Raw genomic sequence first — 17,360 nt, 5'->3', positions numbered from 1 at the left:
AGGAAACGGAAAACTCCTTAAATAAATTCTCATCTCGAAACTTAGTCATCCCAATAGGGTGACTTATATGAAACAAGTTAGCTTTCTTATAGTTGCTAATAATTAATAGAAGTTTTCCAGGGAATTGGCGTTCATTGAAGCTGGTTCGTAAGGAGGCTGAACTGTCAAGTAGCCTTTGACTACTTCGTCTCCTTCCTCATCATAACCAACAACACTTAGAGTAAGCAGATGATCATCCGCATTAATATCTGTGACCTCTACATTAAACCGTACTTCGGCATAATGATAGACAGGCTTCGGATAATCTAACTCCTGATGCGTAATATGACTTCCTGGTCCAGGCAGGTGCATGGATACGATGGAAGAAACCATCCCAACCACCATCACTGTTGGAACTATTGGACGTTTATAAGGGGTTTGAGAAGCATAATCATGCTGAATATATAAAGGGTTTGCATCATCTGTAAGACCCAGGTACATAAGCAAGTCACGATCCTCAATGGTCGATGAAGTTGTAAATGACTCACCTACTCTTATGTCCTTGATCTTTTTTCCGAGTTTGCGTTTTTTCCCTAACATAAACCCACCTCCGCGAAAGCGTTTTCTGTTTTTGTTAAAAAAGGATTCGAGGTTCAGACCTCGAATCCCTCTCTACTTATTGTAATACAGCTAGAACATTTTTAACAGAATCAGCTGATTTATCAAGCTGTTTTCTTTCCTCTTCAGTCAGTTCAAGCTCGATGATTTCCTCAATACCGTTACCACCAAGAATAGTTGGTACACCAAGGTAAATGCCATCATAGCCGTACTCACCTTCAAGGTAAGCAATCGCTGGTAGAATCCGACGCTGATCTTTTAAAATCGCCTCAGCCATTTGAACTAGAGAAGCAGCAGGCGCATAGTATGCACTTCCGTTCCCCAGTAGGCCTACGATTTCGCCTCCGCCTTTGCGAGTGCGTTCTACAATTGCATCAAGACGGTCTTTGGAAATCAGTTTTTCCAGTGGAATTCCACCGGCGAAAGAATAACGAGTCAGTGGGACCATGTCATCACCGTGACCACCCAGAACAAAGCCAGTAACATCCTTGATAGATACATTCAGCTCTTCAGCTACAAACGTACGGAAGCGTGCTGTATCCAGGACACCAGATTGACCGATGACACGATTCTTCGGAAGGCCTGCTTCCTGGAAAACACTGTACGTCATGGCGTCGACTGGGTTTGTCAAAACGATAATATAGCAATCTGGAGAATACTTGACGATTTCCTTCGTCACACTTTTCATGATTTTAGAGTTGGTGTTTACAAGATCATCCCGGCTCATTCCCGGCTTACGTGCGATACCCGCTGTAATGATCACAAGATCGGAGTCTTTAGTATCTTCATAATTAGAAGTCCCTTTTACATGAGCATCATAGCCTTGCACAGGGCTAGCTTCCAACATGTCTAAAGCCTTACCTTTTGTTGGATCTTCCATGTCTGGAATATCAACAAGCACGACGTCACCAAGCTCTTTCTGTGCAGCCATAAGAGCTGTTGTAGCTCCAGTAAAGCCTGCACCGATTACTGAAATTTTACTTCTGCGAATTGCCATAATGATCCCCTTTCCCTATTCATTATCCCATGTTGTTAATTAAAGCATCACCAAATTCAGAACATTTCACTTCAGTCGCGCCTTCCATCATACGAGCGAAGTCATAAGTTACTGTTTTGCTTCCAATCGTTTTATCCATGGATTTGGAAATTAAGTCAGCTGCTTCTCTCCAGCCTAAGTGTTCAAGCATGAGAACACCAGAAAGAATAACAGAGGATGGATTTACTTTGTCCATTCCAGCGTATTTTGGTGCTGTTCCATGAGTTGCTTCGAAAATAGCATGTCCAGTTTCGAAGTTGATATTAGCTCCAGGTGCAATACCAATTCCGCCAACTTGAGCTGCGAGAGCGTCAGAGATATAGTCACCATTCAAGTTCATTGTTGCCACTACGTCGAACTCTCTCGGACGAGTCAAGATCTGTTGCAGGAAGATATCGGCAATCGCATCTTTTACAATCAGCTTACCTTCTGCTTCAGCAGCGTCCTGCGCTTTGTTCGCCGCTTCTTTTCCTTCTTTTTCTACGATACGGTCGTATTCTGCCCATGTGAATACTTTATCAGCATATTCTTCTTCAGCCACTTCATATCCCCATGCTTTAAAGGATCCTTCAGTAAATTTCATGATATTTCCTTTGTGCACAAGTGTAACGTTTTTACGTCCTTCGTTCAGCGCGTAGTCAATAGCAGCTCGTACAAGACGTTTCGTTCCTTCTTCAGACACAGGTTTAATACCGATTCCAGAAGTTTCAGGGAAGCGGATGTTATGTACACCCATTTCGTTTTGCAAGAAATCGATGACTTTTTTCACTTCAGGCGTGCCTTTTTGCCATTCGATACCGGCGTAGATATCTTCAGTATTCTCGCGGAAGATAGCCATATCTGTATCTTCAGGTCGTTTTACAGGGGAAGGTACACCCTCGAAATAACGAACCGGACGAAGACAAGTGAATAAGTCAAGTTCCTGACGAAGGGCAACGTTCAGGGAACGAATTCCTCCACCAATTGGAGTCGTTAAAGGACCTTTAATCGCAATTTTATAATCGCGAATCGTATCAAGCGTTTCTGCCGGAAGCCATTCACCAGTTTGGTCGTAAGCTTTTTGACCAGCTAACACTTCTTTCCATTCGATGGACTTTTCACCATTGTAGGCTTTATCGACAGCTGCTTCGATTACACGGCTGGCTGCTGCCCAAATATCTGGTCCAATTCCGTCCCCCTCAATGAAAGGAATAATTGGGCGATCAGGTGTATTCAGTTCTCCGTTTTGTTCTACTGTGATTTTCTGTGCTTGTGTCAACATAAACCCTCCTAAAATTTTTGCATTCAATGATTCAAGGGATTGATTATCCTCTTCTATCATACGTTATATTAAATGAATTAAAAAGTGAAGAGGAGACGAGCCTCCATTCATTGTCTTTTAGCGTTCTTCGATTGGAGTATAGGTCTGTCCTTTAGGTCCTACATATTCAGCACGAGGACGGATCAAACGGTTGTCCGCATATTGTTCAAGAATGTGTGCCAGCCAGCCGGATACACGGCTTACCGCAAAAATTGGTGTGAAAATATCGTGATCGATTCCAAGGCTATGGTAAACCGAAGCAGAATAGAAGTCCACGTTAGCCGGAAGACCTTTATTCTCTTTGATATAATCTTCGATCTTAATAGACATTTCGTAGTATTTAGAATGACCTGTTAATTCAGTGAGCTGACGAGACATTTCTTTCAAATGTTTTGCTCGCGGATCACCTTTACGGTAGACGCGGTGACCCATACCCATGATTTTTTCTTTATTTTCCAGTTTTTTCTCAATCGCCGGAATAGCATTGTCGACAGAACCGATCTCTGTAAGCATTTTCATGACACGCTCATTCGCTCCGCCGTGAAGTGGCCCCTTTAATGCACCGATAGCAGCTGTTACACCAGAATAGATGTCAGATAGAGTCGCTACACATACACGTGCTGTGAATGTTGAAGCATTCAGTTCATGGTCGGCATGTAGTACAAGTGCTTTATTAAATGCTTTTTCCTCTACGCCTTCTGGATCTTTACCATTCAGCATATATAGGAAGTTCGCAGCAAAGCTCAAATCCTCTTTAGGAGAAACAGGTTCTTCTCCATTGCGAATTCGTGCGAATGCTGTCACAACCGTAGGAATCTTCGCTTGCAAACGGATCGCTTTACGCTTGTTCGCATCTTCTTCCATTACGTCGGATTCTGGATCATGGAGACCTAACATAGAAACAGCTGTTCTTAGAGCTGCCATTGGGTGGACAGTGGATAGATCATATGATTTCAAATGATCAATCACTTCTTTAGGGATGTCCATATTGGAGATTAACTCTTTTTTGAATTGGTTCAGTTCATCTGAAGTTGGAAGCTTTTGGTTCCAAAGAAGGTAGACAACTTCTTCAAAGCTTGAGTTATTTGCTAAATCATCGATATCGTATCCAACATACGTCAATTTATCGTCAATAATTGAGCTGATCGATGATTCAGTTGCGGTAATTCCTTCAAGACCTTTAGTTGATGACATACAATCTCTCCTTTTGAAATAATTCCAATGTTTCTCACCCAGTCGGTGAGAAAACGCTTTACTTTTTCTGAATGAAATATTTAGGAAGTGAACCCCACACACAATTATAAAGTATTCTGAAGAGAATGTGAATTGAAACCGGTTAATTTCACTAGGATTTATCAAAATTCCCCATCCAATTTTGGCTGTTCTTGTAAATCGATAGATGATAGAGGACCGTATTTCCGCATTTCTACAATTTTTTATGTGTTAAAGGAGATTCTTCACATGGATTACCTTCACGTTCATCAATTTTTACGCTTTGGTTTTGTTTGTCTTTCTTTTGTTTTTATTGTTTTCATTGTTTTTACATCCATACCTTATCTCTATCCATTCTATATGGCATTTCTTTTAGCATGGTTGATACAACCTTTTATTAAACTTTTAGAAAAAAGGTTTCGACTTCCACGTGTAATTGCCGTTTTATTTATTATGCTTCTCCTTAGCCTGTTAAGTCTATCTCTTATTACACTTCTAATTGCTGAGTTTGTGAGGGGACTTGCCCACTTGTCTCATGGTCTGCCTGGACATGCAGAGAATTTGATCGCTTACACGATGGACAAAGTTACTGAGATCTTCACTCCTCTCATCGCTAAATTAGAGAGCGTGGTTGGAAAATTGAACCAGAAGCAACAGCATTCGCTTTTTGATTACCTTGAAGCAGTAAAAATCAAAGCGAGTAATACAGGAGCAGAGTTATTAAATAATGTTTTTACAGGCTTGACTTCACTTCTTGCAAGTCTGCCTGGCTCCCTGGCAACAATCTTGTTCGGTGTCCTCGCTACTTTTTTTATCGCTAAGGATTGGGACAAGATTATGAATGGCATTACAAAGCTTGTACCTGACAAAATTTTTAGTAAAGCAAAGCAAGTTCCAGAAGCAATTAAGCAGACGATTGGCGGGGTAGTCAGAGCCCAGCTGATCATGGTTGCTATATCAACGGCCATCATAGGTATTGGATTAAGCATTATTCACGTTCCCTATGCCGTCACCATTACCCTATTTGCAGCATTAGTGGATTTCGTTCCATATATCGGAACAGGAGTAATCTTCCTTCCCTGGGTCATCTATCAGTTTCTAAGCGGCGAAATTGAAATGGCCATAGCACTCATTTCTATCTATGTAATTGTTCTTATTACTCGTCAAGTGTTAGAACCAAAGTTATTATCTGTACAATTCGGAGTGCCTCCGATTCTACTGCTAATCAGTTTGTTTGCGGGTTTTCAATTGTTTGGAGTGTATGGAATAATCATTAGTCCGTTTCTTCTTGTCCTAATCAAAACCATGTATGAGAGTGGCATTTTATCAATGATTTGGTTTTTCATAAAAGGCACAAATTAAGCTCCTTCCTAGCCGCAGAAGGAGCTTGTTTATCATCTTCTATATATCGTTACGGAACCATTATTCATCATTTTAGTAATGGCTTTTCTTATCAAACGCTTCAATGGAGAGCGCGTAGCTGGAATGAGGAGTAGGAACCCTATTGCATCTGTAATAAACCCAGGAGTCAACAGCACTGCTCCGCCTACTAAAATACATGCCCCATCTAAAAGAGCATCCTGTGGAACTTGACCCATGGACATCGAATTCTGAACGTTCCTAATCGTTTCCAACCCTTGCTGCTTAGCAAGCCAGGCACCAAGCACACCTGTAAATATGATCAGTAAAATTACCCACCATGGTCCCAGCCAGTTTCCTGCCCATATGAGTAACCCGATTTCTAATGCAGGTACGATCAAGATAAATAATAATAACCAGCGAAACATGAGGATCGTTCCTTTCTGATGCCAATTTTCCTTAGTATAACTTGAAATTGGATGTATATAAAGAAAAGTACACTATCAAACGTTATAAAAAAGACAGGAGAGGTCTTTTTGCTCTCCTGTCTTAAGAAAACCTTTATAGAACACTCGCATGGCCCTCGTAAATATCTCCTCGAGAACTATCGATTGTGATGTCTGCACCGTCTTTAATAATGTTCATTGCATCTTGAACTCCTACAACTACAGGAATACCAAGACTTAAACCAACGACTGCAGCGTGGGAAGTCAAGCCTGCTTCGATGGTTACAATACCAGCAGCTCTCTCTATTGCTTCCATCATATCACGGTCTGTACCATGAGTGACTAAAATATCTCCATCCTCAACGCGAGCAAGGGCATCCTTGGCATCTTTAGCGACAACTGCACGCCCATACGCACTCTTCTGGCCAACGCCTTGTCCTTTTACTAGAACATCACCGATTACATGAACTTTCATTAAGTTTGTCGTGCCGCTTTCACCTACAGGTACTCCACCTGTGATAATAATACGGTCCCCACGTGAAGCTAATCCAGAGGCAAGACTTCTTTCCACAGCTACATCCAACATGTCATCAGTAGAATAAGCACGTGGCCCCATTACTGCATAGACTCCCCAAACAAGGGACAGTTTACGATTTACTTTCTCACTCGAAGTGATCGCTACAATCGGAGCTCTTGGACGATATTTAGAAATCATGCGTGCCGTATGACCGCTTTCTGTAGGGGTTACAACCGCATTGGCGTCCAAGTTAATCGCTGTGTGGGTCACAGACTGGCTGATTGCATCCGTAATCGTCATATCACTATGCTTAGAACGATCTTCAAGAATGGCTTTGTAATTTAAGCCTGTTTCTGTCTTGCTTGCAATGTTATGCATCGTCTGTACAGCTTCTACAGGATAATCTCCTGCTGCAGTTTCACCAGAAAGCATGATTGCATCTGTGCCATCGAAAATAGCGTTCGCAACATCAGAAGCCTCTGCACGAGTTGGGCGAGGATTACGTTGCATGGAATCAAGCATCTGGGTAGCTGTAATAACCGGCTTACCCGCTTTGTTGCATTTACGGATAAGTTGTTTTTGAACAAGAGGTACATCCTCGGCAGGAATTTCCACACCAAGGTCACCACGTGCTACCATCAACCCGTCACTTACTTCAAGGATCTCGTCAATGTTATCGACACCTTCTTGGTTTTCGATCTTAGGAATGATCTGAATATCCAACGCATCATGCTTTTCAAGCAATTCTTTAATTTCGAGCACATCGGAAGCACGACGCACGAAGGAAGCCGCAATGAAGTCAATCCCTTGTTCAATTCCGAATTCAATATCAGCTGCATCTTTTTCAGTGATACCAGGAAGGTTGACGCTCACGTTTGGTACATTCACGCCTTTTTTATTTTTCAAAGGTCCGTTGTTTAATACGGTTGTTTTGATTTCGTTTTTATCTTTAAGAATTTCTTCCACCTGAAGTTCTACTAATCCATCATCCAGAAGAATTTTAGAGCCAGGATGTACATCATTGATCAAGCCTGGATAAGTAACGGAAAAGCGCTCTGCATCTCCTTCAATATCTTCCATGGTTACGTAGGCTGTAGACCCCTTTTCAAGATAAACTTCACCATCTTTTAACGTACCTGTACGGATTTCAGGTCCTTTTGTATCAAGAAGAATCGCTACCGTTTTTCCTGTAGTAGATGCAGCCTGTCGGATGTTTTTAATACGTGCACCGTGTTCTTCAAAATCTCCATGAGAAAAATTCAGTCGAGCTACATTCATACCCGCTTCAATAAGCTCAGTAAGTTTTTCTACGGACTCCGATGCAGGTCCAATCGTGCTTACAATTTTTGTTTTTCTGAACATACTTCTTCCTCCTCTTGTATCTCTTACGTTTATATGGACAATTCTTTTGAAAGACGATACATGTCAAGGTCTACTTCATGCTTCGTGCTAAGAATTTCTACAATATCATGATCCACTAATTTATTTTGCTGAATACCTACCATGCGGCCAGCCTTACCATCAAGCAGAAGGTCAACTGAATGAGCACCTAAGCGACTGGCAAGAACTCGGTCTGAAGCTGAAGGTGAGCCGCCACGCTGAGTGTGACCGAGTACGGTTACGCGTGTTTCAAGATTCACAGCCTCTTTGATTTTTCTACCAAAATCAACACCGCTTCCGACACCTTCAGCAACAATGATAATGCTGTGTTTCTTACCCCGATCATGACCACGCTTCAATCGCTCAATCACATCTTCAAATTCATCTTCGGCTTCTGGGATTAACACAGATTCTGCACCATCGGCAAGACCTGCCCATAACGCTAAATCTCCAGCATCGCGCCCCATTACCTCGATGACGTACGTACGCTCATGTGAGGTAGCTGTGTCACGAATTTTATCAATTGCATCAATAATCGTGTTTAATGCTGTGTCAAAACCGATTGTGAAATCAGTTCCAGGAATATCGTTATCTATGGTACCTGGCACCCCAATGCACGGATATCCTTTTTCAGTCAATTTTTTGGCACCCATGAAGGAACCATCGCCACCGATAACGATTAATCCTTCAATGCCATGTTTTTTTAACTGCTCAATTCCTTTTAATTGGCCTTCTTCTGTCTTGAATTCTTCACAGCGAGCAGAGTAAAGTTTTGTCCCTCCACGCTGAATGATATCACCAACAGAACCTAGTTCCATCTTTTCTATATTTCCATCGATTAAACCTTGAAAGCCATATTTGACTCCGTAGACTTCAAGACCATGATAGATCGCTTTACGGACGACTGCACGAATGGCAGCATTCATACCAGGTGCGTCACCGCCACTTGTAAGTACGCCTATTTTCTTCATTCTCATCACCTCAAAAAATATACTAGTTATTTTGTCCCCAGTCAAAGAATATTTGAAACCTTTTCGCGATCACTCTTCTTTCTAGTGTGTACCAAAAGAGTGCTTTGTAAAAGGTGGGTTTGCCTAAACATACTATAATGATAGCGTTACCATCCTCTTAAGATGCGAAAAGCCGCACCTGGTTGTGCGACTTCTCTTTCTTAGGTCGAGTATTATTATTTTTACCGTGTATTATTATAAATCAAGATAGGTATAATCGCCAATGTTTTTATACTTAACGAAACGCCCTTCCAATAACTGGTCTTCATTCAATTCGTCCAGTTCTTTTAAGGATCTTGAAAGCACTTTTTCTATCTCTTTGGCCTGGGCCGGAATATCTCGATGAGCCCCGCCTCTTATCTCAGGAATAACTTCATCAATGACTTCTAAAGCTTTCAAATCATAAGAAGTGATTTTCATGGATTCCGCAGCTTTTTGTGCAAGGCCTGAATCCTTCCAAAGAATGGATGATGCTCCTTCTGGTGAAATTACGGAGTACGTAGAGTTTTCTAACATAAAGATACGGTCTCCGATTCCCAAACCTAAAGCGCCACCACTTCCTCCTTCTCCGATTACAACACAAATGATAGGTACGGTAAGGCCACCCATTTCTAATAAATTACGGGCAATAGCTTCACTCTGGCCCCGTTCCTCTGCAGCCTTTCCTGGATAAGCTCCTTTTGTGTCAATGAATGTGATGATTGGCCTTTCGAATTTCTCAGCCTGCTTCATTAAACGCAAGGCTTTACGATAACCTTCTGGATGAGGCATACCGAAATTCCTGCGGATATTCTCTTTCGTATCTTTACCTCTTTGGTGTCCGATAACCGTAACAGGTTTGCCATTAAACTTGGCGATTCCAGAAACAATCGCTTCGTCATCACCATACACACGATCTCCATGGAGTTCTAAGAAGTCTGTGAAGAGATGTTCAATATAATCCAGTGTTGTAGGTCTTTCAGGATGTCTTGCCATTTGGACGCGATCCCACGGCTGCATACGATCATATACATCGGTTTCTAGTTTCTCAAGCCTTTTCTCGAGCGTCTTAATTTCTTCGCTTAAGTCCATCTCACTATTTTCTGTCATCTTCTTGAGATCAGCAATTTTCTCACGTAGTTCAATTACCGGCTTTTCAAAATCAAGGACATGCTTCACACTTCTTCACCTCCTGGAGAATGAATGTCTAGTACAGTCGTTAGAGTTTTCTTCAATTCGTGTCGATGAACAACACGATCCAGCTGGCCGTGTTCTAGTAAGAATTCAGCTGTTTGGAAATCATCAGGCAGCTTTTCACGAATCGTTTGTTCAATAATTCTGCGCCCCGCAAATCCAATAAGAGCCCCAGGCTCAGCGAAATTATAATCTCCTAATGAGGCAAAACTTGCTGAAACCCCTCCGGTTGTCGGGTGAGTCATCACAGAGATGAACAATCCTCCTTCAGCATGCAGACGCTGTAAGGCCACAGATGTTTTGCCCATTTGCATTAAGCTGAGAACGCCTTCCTGCATTCGAGCTCCACCTGAAGCCGTGAAAATGATAAACGGGATTTGTTCTTTTCGAGCATTTTCAATAGCGTTCGTGATTTTTTCACCTACCACAGAGCCCATGCTGCCCATTCGAAAACGGGCATCCATGACAGCCACCGCTGCAGGCATGCCTGATAATGAGGCTTTTCCTGTGACAACAGCCTCATTTAAATCTGATTTAATACGATCTTTTTCAAGCTTCTCCTCATATTCTGGAAATTCAAGAGGGTTGCTTGAGATCATCTGCTTGTCCCACTCTTCAAAGGAGCCTTCATCAAATAGGTGTTGAATTCTTTCGTATGCGCTCAGTCGATGATGGTGATCACAATGTGGGCAGACGTTCATATTTCTATTAAGTTCTTTTCTGTAGAAGATCTTTTGACAATTTGGGCATTTTTGCATCAGACCTTCAGGTACATCCTGCTTTGCTTCCTGTCTAGGAATGGATGCATATCTTTTTTTCTTGCTGAAAAAGTCTCTTAGCAAGGTGATTCCTCCTTTGGGACAAAGCTTCCTTTCTGTCCAATATACAAAAAAGTAGTTACATAATCTCGGTGATCTTGTCGAACGCTTTCGACAGGACTAAGAAGAAAATAATTGAAGAACTTTAATCTGGTCTCCTGTTTTCAATACATTAGCCACTTTCTGATACCAAGATTTTTCATACTGAATGTCATGGACTGTGTGAGTAAAGCCATAAATGAACTGCCACATTGACAGTAAGAGAGGCTGTCCACTGCGTTCAAATAGAAATTGAAAGAATTCTTCATGGAGCTTCTCTTTTTCTTTATTTTCTATGATTTTTTCGATCATATCCAAATCTTTATCATTAAGCTTTTCTAACAATCTCATGACCACTTCTTTTTCAAGCATCTGCTTAGCTGTGAAGAGTTCTTCCCTCGTCCTCGACTCGTTCAATAAAAAATTTGATAAAAGCTCAACCATATGATGAGGACGATAAGCTCTCATAAACGTCCCTTCTCCTCGTCTCGTTTCTATAAGACCGAGAAGTTCCATGGCACGTAAAGCTTCTCTTATAGAAGATCTCCCTACATTCAATTGCTCGCTAAGCTCCCGCTCAGAAGGTAATTTGTCGCCAGGTTTCAATTGGTGATATTCAATATAAGACTTTAATTGATTTAGTACGCCTTCATAGACTTTCCCTATTTGCGAACGGGTCACGACCTATGGTCACTCCTTTTAATTGAAACATGTTTCCTACTTATGTAAGGAGAAAAGCTGTTCCAGCTTTTCTCCTTACCTATTACCAATCGGTTTATTCATCAATTAAAGTCATTTGACGCGTTTTTTCTGCTACTTCCTCTGGATCAACGTGGTGTCTGGCAACACCTGATTCCATGGCAGCTTTTGCAACGCTGGCTGCTACAGCAGGGGCTACGCGAGAATCAAATGGAGCTGGAATGACATAGTCTTCGCTCAGTTCGTCTTCACTCACGAGAGAAGCAATAGCTTCAGCCGCAGCAATTTTCATTTTTTCATTGATACGGGTAGCCCGCACATCCAAGGCACCCCGGAAGATTCCAGGAAAAGCAAGGACATTGTTTACTTGGTTCGGGAAGTCTGAACGTCCTGTACCAATCACACGTGCGCCTGCTTCTTTGGCATCTTCAGGCATAATTTCCGGTTCAGGATTAGCCATTGCAAAAATGATGGAATCGTCATTCATACGTGATACCATTTCCTTGGAAAGGAGTCCTCCAACAGACACACCAATGAATACGTCGGCACCTTCCATGACTTCCTCTAAGTCACCTTCAACACGGTCTTTATTAGTAATTTTAGCAATTTCATCTTTAACGTCATTCATTCCATAGTCGCGCCCTTCAAAGACGGCACCTTTAGAATCACACATGATAATATCTCGCACACCGAAATGATAAAGTAATTTAATGATAGCTATTCCAGCCGCACCTGCACCATTTGCTACGACTTTAATTTCAGAGAAAGATTTCCCAGTAATCTTAAGTGCATTCATTAACCCCGCAACAGTTACAATAGCTGTACCATGCTGGTCATCATGAAAGATGGGTATGTTTGTTTCCTTCTTCAAGCGGTCTTCTATGATAAAACAATTCGGAGCAGCAATGTCTTCTAAGTTCACCCCTCCAAACGTGGGTTCCATCAGCTTGACGGTTTGGACAATCTGGTCGATGTCTCTTGTATTCAAACAAATTGGAAAGGCATCTACCCCAGCGAAACTTTTGAACAAGGCTGCTTTTCCTTCCATTACAGGGAGGGCAGCTTCAGGGCCAATATTCCCTAGTCCAAGAACAGCTGATCCGTCACTGACAACCGCTACCATGTTTCCTTTCATGGTATAGTCATAAACGGTTTCTTTATGGTCATAAATTTCCTTACATGGCTCAGCAACTCCAGGAGAATAAGCCAGACTCAAATCTCTAGCATTCCTTACTGGAACTTTGGAATGAGTTTCTAGTTTACCTTTGTTAACTCGGTGTATATGCAGTGCTTCATCTCGCAAATTTGACACGACTACACGCTCCTTTAACTAATAAAATAAAGCCGTTCCGGGTGGTCAGACCACCATCAACTCCTTAATTATAACAGATGAATATATCGTGTAAAGAATTACAAAAATACGGGCTAAGAATCTGTACTAGCTGTTATTTTCTAAAAGCTCGCAGCGCCACAGAATCCTTGCCAAAATATTGATTTAACTGATGCAAACAGTCTCTGGAAGTATCCATTGCATAGGTTTCGCCTAATTGATAAGTTTTTCGATCGTCGGAGCGCACAATTACCACTGGGGTATTCCCCGGGAAATACCCCGCAGTCTCTTTGATCTTGTCGATGGCTTCATTCTCATTCACTCGGTCGACTCTAATAAACAATCTTTGTGCTGGATGCTGATGTAGATCCTGCTCATGAAATTCTGTCATTTCAGAAACGATGATTTGCAACGTATTTCGTCGCTCTTCTACCTTTCCTTTAAGCAAAACGAGCTTCTGTTCACTAAGCCAAGGTTTTACCCTGCGGTACAACTCGGGAAAGATCACGACATCGATTTCCGATGTTTCATCACTAATCGTTAAAAATGCCATAGGGTCCCCCCGCTTTGTGCGGATCTCTTTGATCGTTTCAATCACTGCAGCTAATTTCAATTTACGTTGATGGTGAACCTTATAAGATTGCTTAACAGATACAAAGCCGTTGGTCCTTAAATTTTTTCTATGAGATTCAAGCGGATGTTCGGATAAATATGTGCCGAGGACTTCTTTCTCCATTGCCAGCCTTTTTAATACTGGAAATGGTTCAACCTCGACCTTTTGATCTCCTAAATCCAGGTCTGCTTCAAAAAGTCCAGGTTGATCATGGAACTCTTTGAACAACTCTCCTTGTTCAAGGGCTTGATCTATGCTTGCCAGCAGACTGGCTCTGTTTGTTTCAATCTCGTCGAACGCCCCAGCCAATATCAAGGCTTCGATCACTGACCTGTTTACCGCTTTGGATCCAACTCTCAGACAAAAATCATTCAAATGCTTGAATTTACCATTCTGCCTTTCTTCAATAATTGCCTGCACTGCTTGAAACCCTACGCCTTTAATGGCAAGCAGCCCCATTCGAATGGAACCACCTTCATCTTGGCAGAATGCTTGACTGTTGTTAATGGAAGGAGCCTTCACCTCTGAGTTAAACTCCTTAGCCTCTCTTATATAAACAGCCAGTTTCTCACGATCTCCCATGTGAGCGTTAAGTAGTTCTGCTAAAAAGTAAGATGGGTAGTGAGCCTTCATATAGGCGAGCCAATAGGAAATAAAGCTGTAAGCTACAGCATGGCTTCGATTGAATCCGTAATTGGAGAATTTAACAATCCATTCAAATAATTGGTTAGCTACAGTATCTGTGTAACCGTTTTGCTTCGCCTTTTGGATGAAGTGGTCTTTTTGCTCTTGTAAAACATTTGCTTGCTTCTTGCTTACCGCTCTTCTTAACAAATCTGCCTCTCCAAGCTTGTAACCTGCTATTGTTTGAGCAACTTGCATAATCTGCTCTTGATAGATGAGTACCCCGTACGTGTGTCTCAAGATTGGTTCGATGTCTGGATGAGGATAGTGTACTTCTTCTCGTTTCTGCTTACGATCGATATAGGTTTGAATATATTCCATTGGGCCAGGACGATATAGGGCGTTGACAGCTACGATGTCCTCAAAGTGGGAAGGTTTTAAACGAGTGAGGACACTTTTCATCCCCTGGGACTCCAACTGGAAGACGCCATTTGTTTTACCTTCTTTTAATAACGAAAATGTATGTTCATCCGTAAATGGCACTTGCCCAATAGAAAAGTTTGAGTCTTCAAACCTCCTGATTTTGTTTTCGATTCTTTCAATGAACGATAGATTTCTCAAACCTAGAAAGTCTATCTTTAAGAGACCTATCCTTTCCAACTCTCCCATGGCGAGCTGAGTCAAATTAACATTACCCTGGCCTTTCATTAAAGCAGTGTACTGCACTAAAGGTTGTTCACTTATGACTACCCCTGCAGCATGGGTTGAAACATGGCGCGGAAGACCTTCTAGCTTTGCGGCCACTTTAAAAAGGCGTCTTAGTCGGTCAGAATTTCGAATATATTCTCTCAAAGGTTCCGATTTTTGAACAATGTTAACGAGCGAATCACTTGTTCCCTTTGGTATTTGCTTCAAGATAAATGCAGCATCGCTCTCGTCAATCGCCATCACTTTAAACAAATCTCTCAAAACACTTCTTGCTGCAAATGTTCCAAATGTGCAGATTTGGGCAACATGGCGTTTCCCATATTTATCTGCTACATACTCAATTACTTCATCCCTTCGGTGATCAGGAAAATCGATGTCAATATCCGGCATTGTAATACGTTCAGGGTTTAGAAATCTTTCGAAAAGCAACCCGTAAGCAAGAGGATCCACCTGAGTGATATCTAAAAGATAGGCTACAATCGATCCCGCTGCTGAACCACGGCCTGGGCCTGCTTGTATGCCGTTCTCTCTTGCATACGCAATAAAGTCCCAAACAATCAAGAAATAGTCGTTAAAACCCATTGAATCGATAATATTTAATTCGTGTTCTAATCGTTTACGGGCAGATTGTTGATGGTCCGTATATTTGGATTCAAGGGCTTCCACGCATAATTTTCGTAAATAACTTGCAGCAACCTCCCCTTCAGGTGTGGGGTATGAGGGGAGCAGCTGCTGGTCAAGATCTAGTTCCAGCTGACATTTCCCTTCAATATTTCCTGTTTCTTCAATGACCTTTGGCCACCAGTCTTTAAAATAAGCTTTCATCTCTTCAGGAGACTTCAAGTATTGATGGTAGTTATTCGCATCAATGGCGGGAGGCAGCCTATTCCCTTCATCCATAGCTCTCAAAGATAAATAGGCTTCTGCATCTTCCTGCTGTATATAACGGACATCCCCGACAGCTGCCACTTGTATCCTACTCTGTTCGGACCATTCTTTTAAAGGTTTGTGCAGCTGCCTTTCAGAGCGTAAATCACTGTCTTGAATACTTAAATACACTTGTTTATTTTGAAAGAGGTCAAAAAAGGGCTGCAACGCTGTTTGTGCTTCTGTAAAATTCCTACTTATTACTAACTCCGCAACAGAACTAGCAGAAGTCAGGACGATAGCAATCAACCCTGTTGAAAAGCTGGACATTTGGTCAATATGAATCTTATCCTCTTTAGTATTTATCCAAGAACTGATCTTCATTAAGTTCTGGTAACCAAAGTGATCCATTGCCAAGAGAATAGTAGGCATTGGGCCAGAACCAGTTTGCACATCCACCTTCAGTCCAATAATAGGTTTGAGTCCATGGCGTTTGCATACTTGATAAAAAGCAACAGCTCCACTCATGACATCTTTATCCGTCAAGGCAAGAGATTGATACCCTAGATCTTTGGCACGGGCAGCCAACTGCTCAACGTTGATGGTGCTGTTCATTAAACTGTAACCACTTTGAATATGTAAATGTGTAAAAGTCATGACGTTCACCTTCTTTCACTGTAGATTATAGCGAAGTCCCTAGTAGAGAAGAAAGCCTTCTGCATAAATACCTTTAAGGAGGAATACTTTCTAGTAAAGAGAGTAAATCCCCTTAGCGAAAAGAGGGACAAGATGGATGATCGTTTAGTAGTCTCAATGATTCAATGTTTCTTTATCGCATTCGGAGTGATATTAGGGGGGACAATTGTTGGCAGTATTGGTAGTTATATTACTGGAGAAGCACCTCTTACAGCAATGTTTCGAATTGCTAAGAGCTTAAGAATTTGGGCAATCGTTGCAGCTATCGGCGGCACGTTTGATGCAATCAGTAATTTTGAAAAAGGAATTTTTGACGGTTCAACATTTGATATCTTCAAACAAATTATGATGATTGTCTCCGCTATGGGAGGCGTTAAAACTGCTCTGCTCCTGTTTGAGTGGCTGCTGGGAGAGGAAGTTACCTGATGCACATTCCTCCTTACTACCAGAGGTCAGAATGGAAACGATTTTTTGCCGGTCTAGCATTCGGTGCTATTATCGGTTACCTATTTTTTCTGTTTATCCATGGCCAGCTTCAAGAGCAGTACACGAAAGAACACATCGAACTTTCCTCCAAATTGAATGAAGTCGAAGACAAATATGAAGCCCTTTTGAAAAATCAACAAAACGGAAGCGATACAAAGCCCTTATCGGTTACAGATATCAAAGTAGCTTATACAAATGCAAAAAAACTGGAGGTGGATTTGCTCACCCAACATCAGCTGACTAGCATGGTCAAAGACCAGCTTTCCTCCATTCCGGGAAAAGACTTGGTAACCGTAGCCAGCCAGTCGGACCTAATCGTCACCACCATCGAAAATAAAAATTACGTCGTTGACGATTTATCTTATGAATTAAAAGTATCCAAGCTAATCATTTCAGAAGTTATTCAATTCGAATTAGAGATTAAGATCTTACGATAAAAGCAGGTGATCG

The 17,360-nt window shown here is 41.8% G+C and carries 15 protein-coding genes; 3 read left to right on the top strand and 12 right to left on the bottom strand.

The window, feature by feature from the left end:
- Positions 1-102 precede the first annotated feature (102 nt).
- From HM131_RS08210 to citZ, 4 genes are all read right to left on the bottom strand, one after another.
- Positions 103-579 (bottom strand): MaoC family dehydratase, encoded by a 477-nt coding sequence (locus tag HM131_RS08210; RefSeq protein ID WP_085029301.1) that lies wholly within the window; start codon positions 577-579, stop codon positions 103-105.
- Positions 580-655: 76 nt separating this feature from the next.
- Positions 656-1,594 (bottom strand): malate dehydrogenase, encoded by a 939-nt coding sequence (gene mdh, locus HM131_RS08205; protein WP_085029300.1) that lies wholly within the window; start codon positions 1,592-1,594, stop codon positions 656-658.
- Between the two features lie 22 nt (positions 1,595-1,616).
- Positions 1,617-2,891 (bottom strand): NADP-dependent isocitrate dehydrogenase, encoded by a 1,275-nt coding sequence (gene icd, locus HM131_RS08200; RefSeq protein ID WP_085031875.1) that lies wholly within the window; start codon positions 2,889-2,891, stop codon positions 1,617-1,619.
- Between the two features lie 120 nt (positions 2,892-3,011).
- Positions 3,012-4,127, bottom strand: coding sequence for a citrate synthase (citZ, locus tag HM131_RS08195; RefSeq protein ID WP_085029299.1), 1,116 nt, complete (start codon positions 4,125-4,127; stop codon positions 3,012-3,014).
- 267 nt (positions 4,128-4,394) lie between these two features.
- Here citZ and ytvI point away from each other — a divergent pair, with 267 nt between their 5' ends.
- Complete coding sequence (gene ytvI / locus HM131_RS08190; RefSeq protein WP_085029298.1) at positions 4,395-5,507, top strand: sporulation integral membrane protein YtvI; 1,113 nt, start codon at positions 4,395-4,397, stop codon at positions 5,505-5,507.
- A gap of 32 nt (positions 5,508-5,539) precedes the next feature.
- Here ytvI and HM131_RS08185 read toward each other — a convergent pair whose 3' ends face one another.
- The 8 genes from HM131_RS08185 to dnaE form a co-directional block, all read right to left on the bottom strand.
- Complete coding sequence (locus HM131_RS08185; RefSeq protein WP_085029297.1) at positions 5,540-5,932, bottom strand: FxsA family protein; 393 nt, start codon at positions 5,930-5,932, stop codon at positions 5,540-5,542.
- Positions 5,933-6,065: 133 nt separating this feature from the next.
- Positions 6,066-7,829, bottom strand: coding sequence for a pyruvate kinase (gene pyk / locus HM131_RS08180; protein ID WP_085029296.1), 1,764 nt, complete (start codon positions 7,827-7,829; stop codon positions 6,066-6,068).
- Between the two features lie 29 nt (positions 7,830-7,858).
- Positions 7,859-8,818, bottom strand: a complete 960-nt coding sequence (pfkA, locus tag HM131_RS08175; RefSeq protein WP_085029295.1) for a 6-phosphofructokinase — start codon at positions 8,816-8,818, stop codon at positions 7,859-7,861.
- 234 nt (positions 8,819-9,052) lie between these two features.
- The gene (accA, locus tag HM131_RS08170) at positions 9,053-10,015 is read right to left on the bottom strand and encodes an acetyl-CoA carboxylase carboxyl transferase subunit alpha (protein WP_085029294.1); all 963 of its coding nucleotides are present in this window, start codon (positions 10,013-10,015) and stop codon (positions 9,053-9,055) included.
- Complete coding sequence (accD, locus tag HM131_RS08165) at positions 10,012-10,872, bottom strand: acetyl-CoA carboxylase, carboxyltransferase subunit beta (protein ID WP_085029293.1); 861 nt, start codon at positions 10,870-10,872, stop codon at positions 10,012-10,014. Before accD ends, accA begins: the two co-directional genes overlap by 4 nt.
- 96 nt (positions 10,873-10,968) lie before the next feature.
- The gene (locus HM131_RS08160; protein ID WP_085029292.1) at positions 10,969-11,568 is read right to left on the bottom strand and encodes a FadR/GntR family transcriptional regulator; all 600 of its coding nucleotides are present in this window, start codon (positions 11,566-11,568) and stop codon (positions 10,969-10,971) included.
- 94 nt (positions 11,569-11,662) lie between these two features.
- Positions 11,663-12,898, bottom strand: coding sequence for an NADP-dependent malic enzyme (locus HM131_RS08155; protein ID WP_085029291.1), 1,236 nt, complete (start codon positions 12,896-12,898; stop codon positions 11,663-11,665).
- 133 nt (positions 12,899-13,031) lie between these two features.
- Positions 13,032-16,385: a DNA polymerase III subunit alpha gene (gene dnaE, locus HM131_RS08150; RefSeq protein ID WP_085029290.1), complete on the bottom strand. Its 3,354-nt coding sequence runs from the start codon at positions 16,383-16,385 to the stop codon at positions 13,032-13,034.
- Between the two features lie 132 nt (positions 16,386-16,517).
- Here dnaE and HM131_RS08145 point away from each other — a divergent pair, with 132 nt between their 5' ends.
- Entirely contained in the window at positions 16,518-16,850 is a 333-nt protein-coding gene (locus HM131_RS08145; RefSeq protein ID WP_085029289.1) for a sporulation membrane protein YtrH, read from the top strand.
- Entirely contained in the window at positions 16,850-17,347 is a 498-nt protein-coding gene (ytrI, locus tag HM131_RS08140) for a sporulation membrane protein YtrI (protein WP_085029288.1), read from the top strand. Before HM131_RS08145 ends, ytrI begins: the two co-directional genes overlap by 1 nt.
- Positions 17,348-17,360: the final 13 nt, after the last annotated feature.

The organism is Halobacillus mangrovi (genome assembly GCF_002097535.1).
Classification (GTDB): domain Bacteria; phylum Bacillota; class Bacilli; order Bacillales; family Halobacillaceae; genus Halobacillus; species Halobacillus mangrovi_A.
Note: the sequence above shows the minus strand (reverse complement) of the source record. Positions and strands in the feature narration are given on the sequence as shown.

Bases quoted from the DNA above. Each gene is read 5' to 3' on its own strand.
- pyk (WP_085029296.1), bottom strand. From the start codon at position 7,829: ATGTTCAGAAAAACAAAAATTGTAAGCACGATTGGACCTGCATCGGAG.
- HM131_RS08210 (WP_085029301.1), bottom strand. From the start codon at position 579: ATGTTAGGGAAAAAACGCAAACTCGGAAAAAAGATCAAGGACATAAGA.
- mdh (WP_085029300.1), bottom strand. From the start codon at position 1,594: ATGGCAATTCGCAGAAGTAAAATTTCAGTAATCGGTGCAGGCTTTACT.
- HM131_RS08145 (WP_085029289.1), top strand. From the start codon at position 16,518: ATGGATGATCGTTTAGTAGTCTCAATGATTCAATGTTTCTTTATCGCA.
- dnaE (WP_085029290.1), bottom strand. From the start codon at position 16,385: ATGACTTTTACACATTTACATATTCAAAGTGGTTACAGTTTAATGAAC.
- ytrI (WP_085029288.1), top strand. From the start codon at position 16,850: ATGCACATTCCTCCTTACTACCAGAGGTCAGAATGGAAACGATTTTTT.
- citZ (WP_085029299.1), bottom strand. From the start codon at position 4,127: ATGTCATCAACTAAAGGTCTTGAAGGAATTACCGCAACTGAATCATCG.
- ytvI (WP_085029298.1), top strand. From the start codon at position 4,395: ATGGATTACCTTCACGTTCATCAATTTTTACGCTTTGGTTTTGTTTGT.
- HM131_RS08185 (WP_085029297.1), bottom strand. From the start codon at position 5,932: ATGTTTCGCTGGTTATTATTATTTATCTTGATCGTACCTGCATTAGAA.
- pfkA (WP_085029295.1), bottom strand. From the start codon at position 8,818: ATGAAGAAAATAGGCGTACTTACAAGTGGCGGTGACGCACCTGGTATG.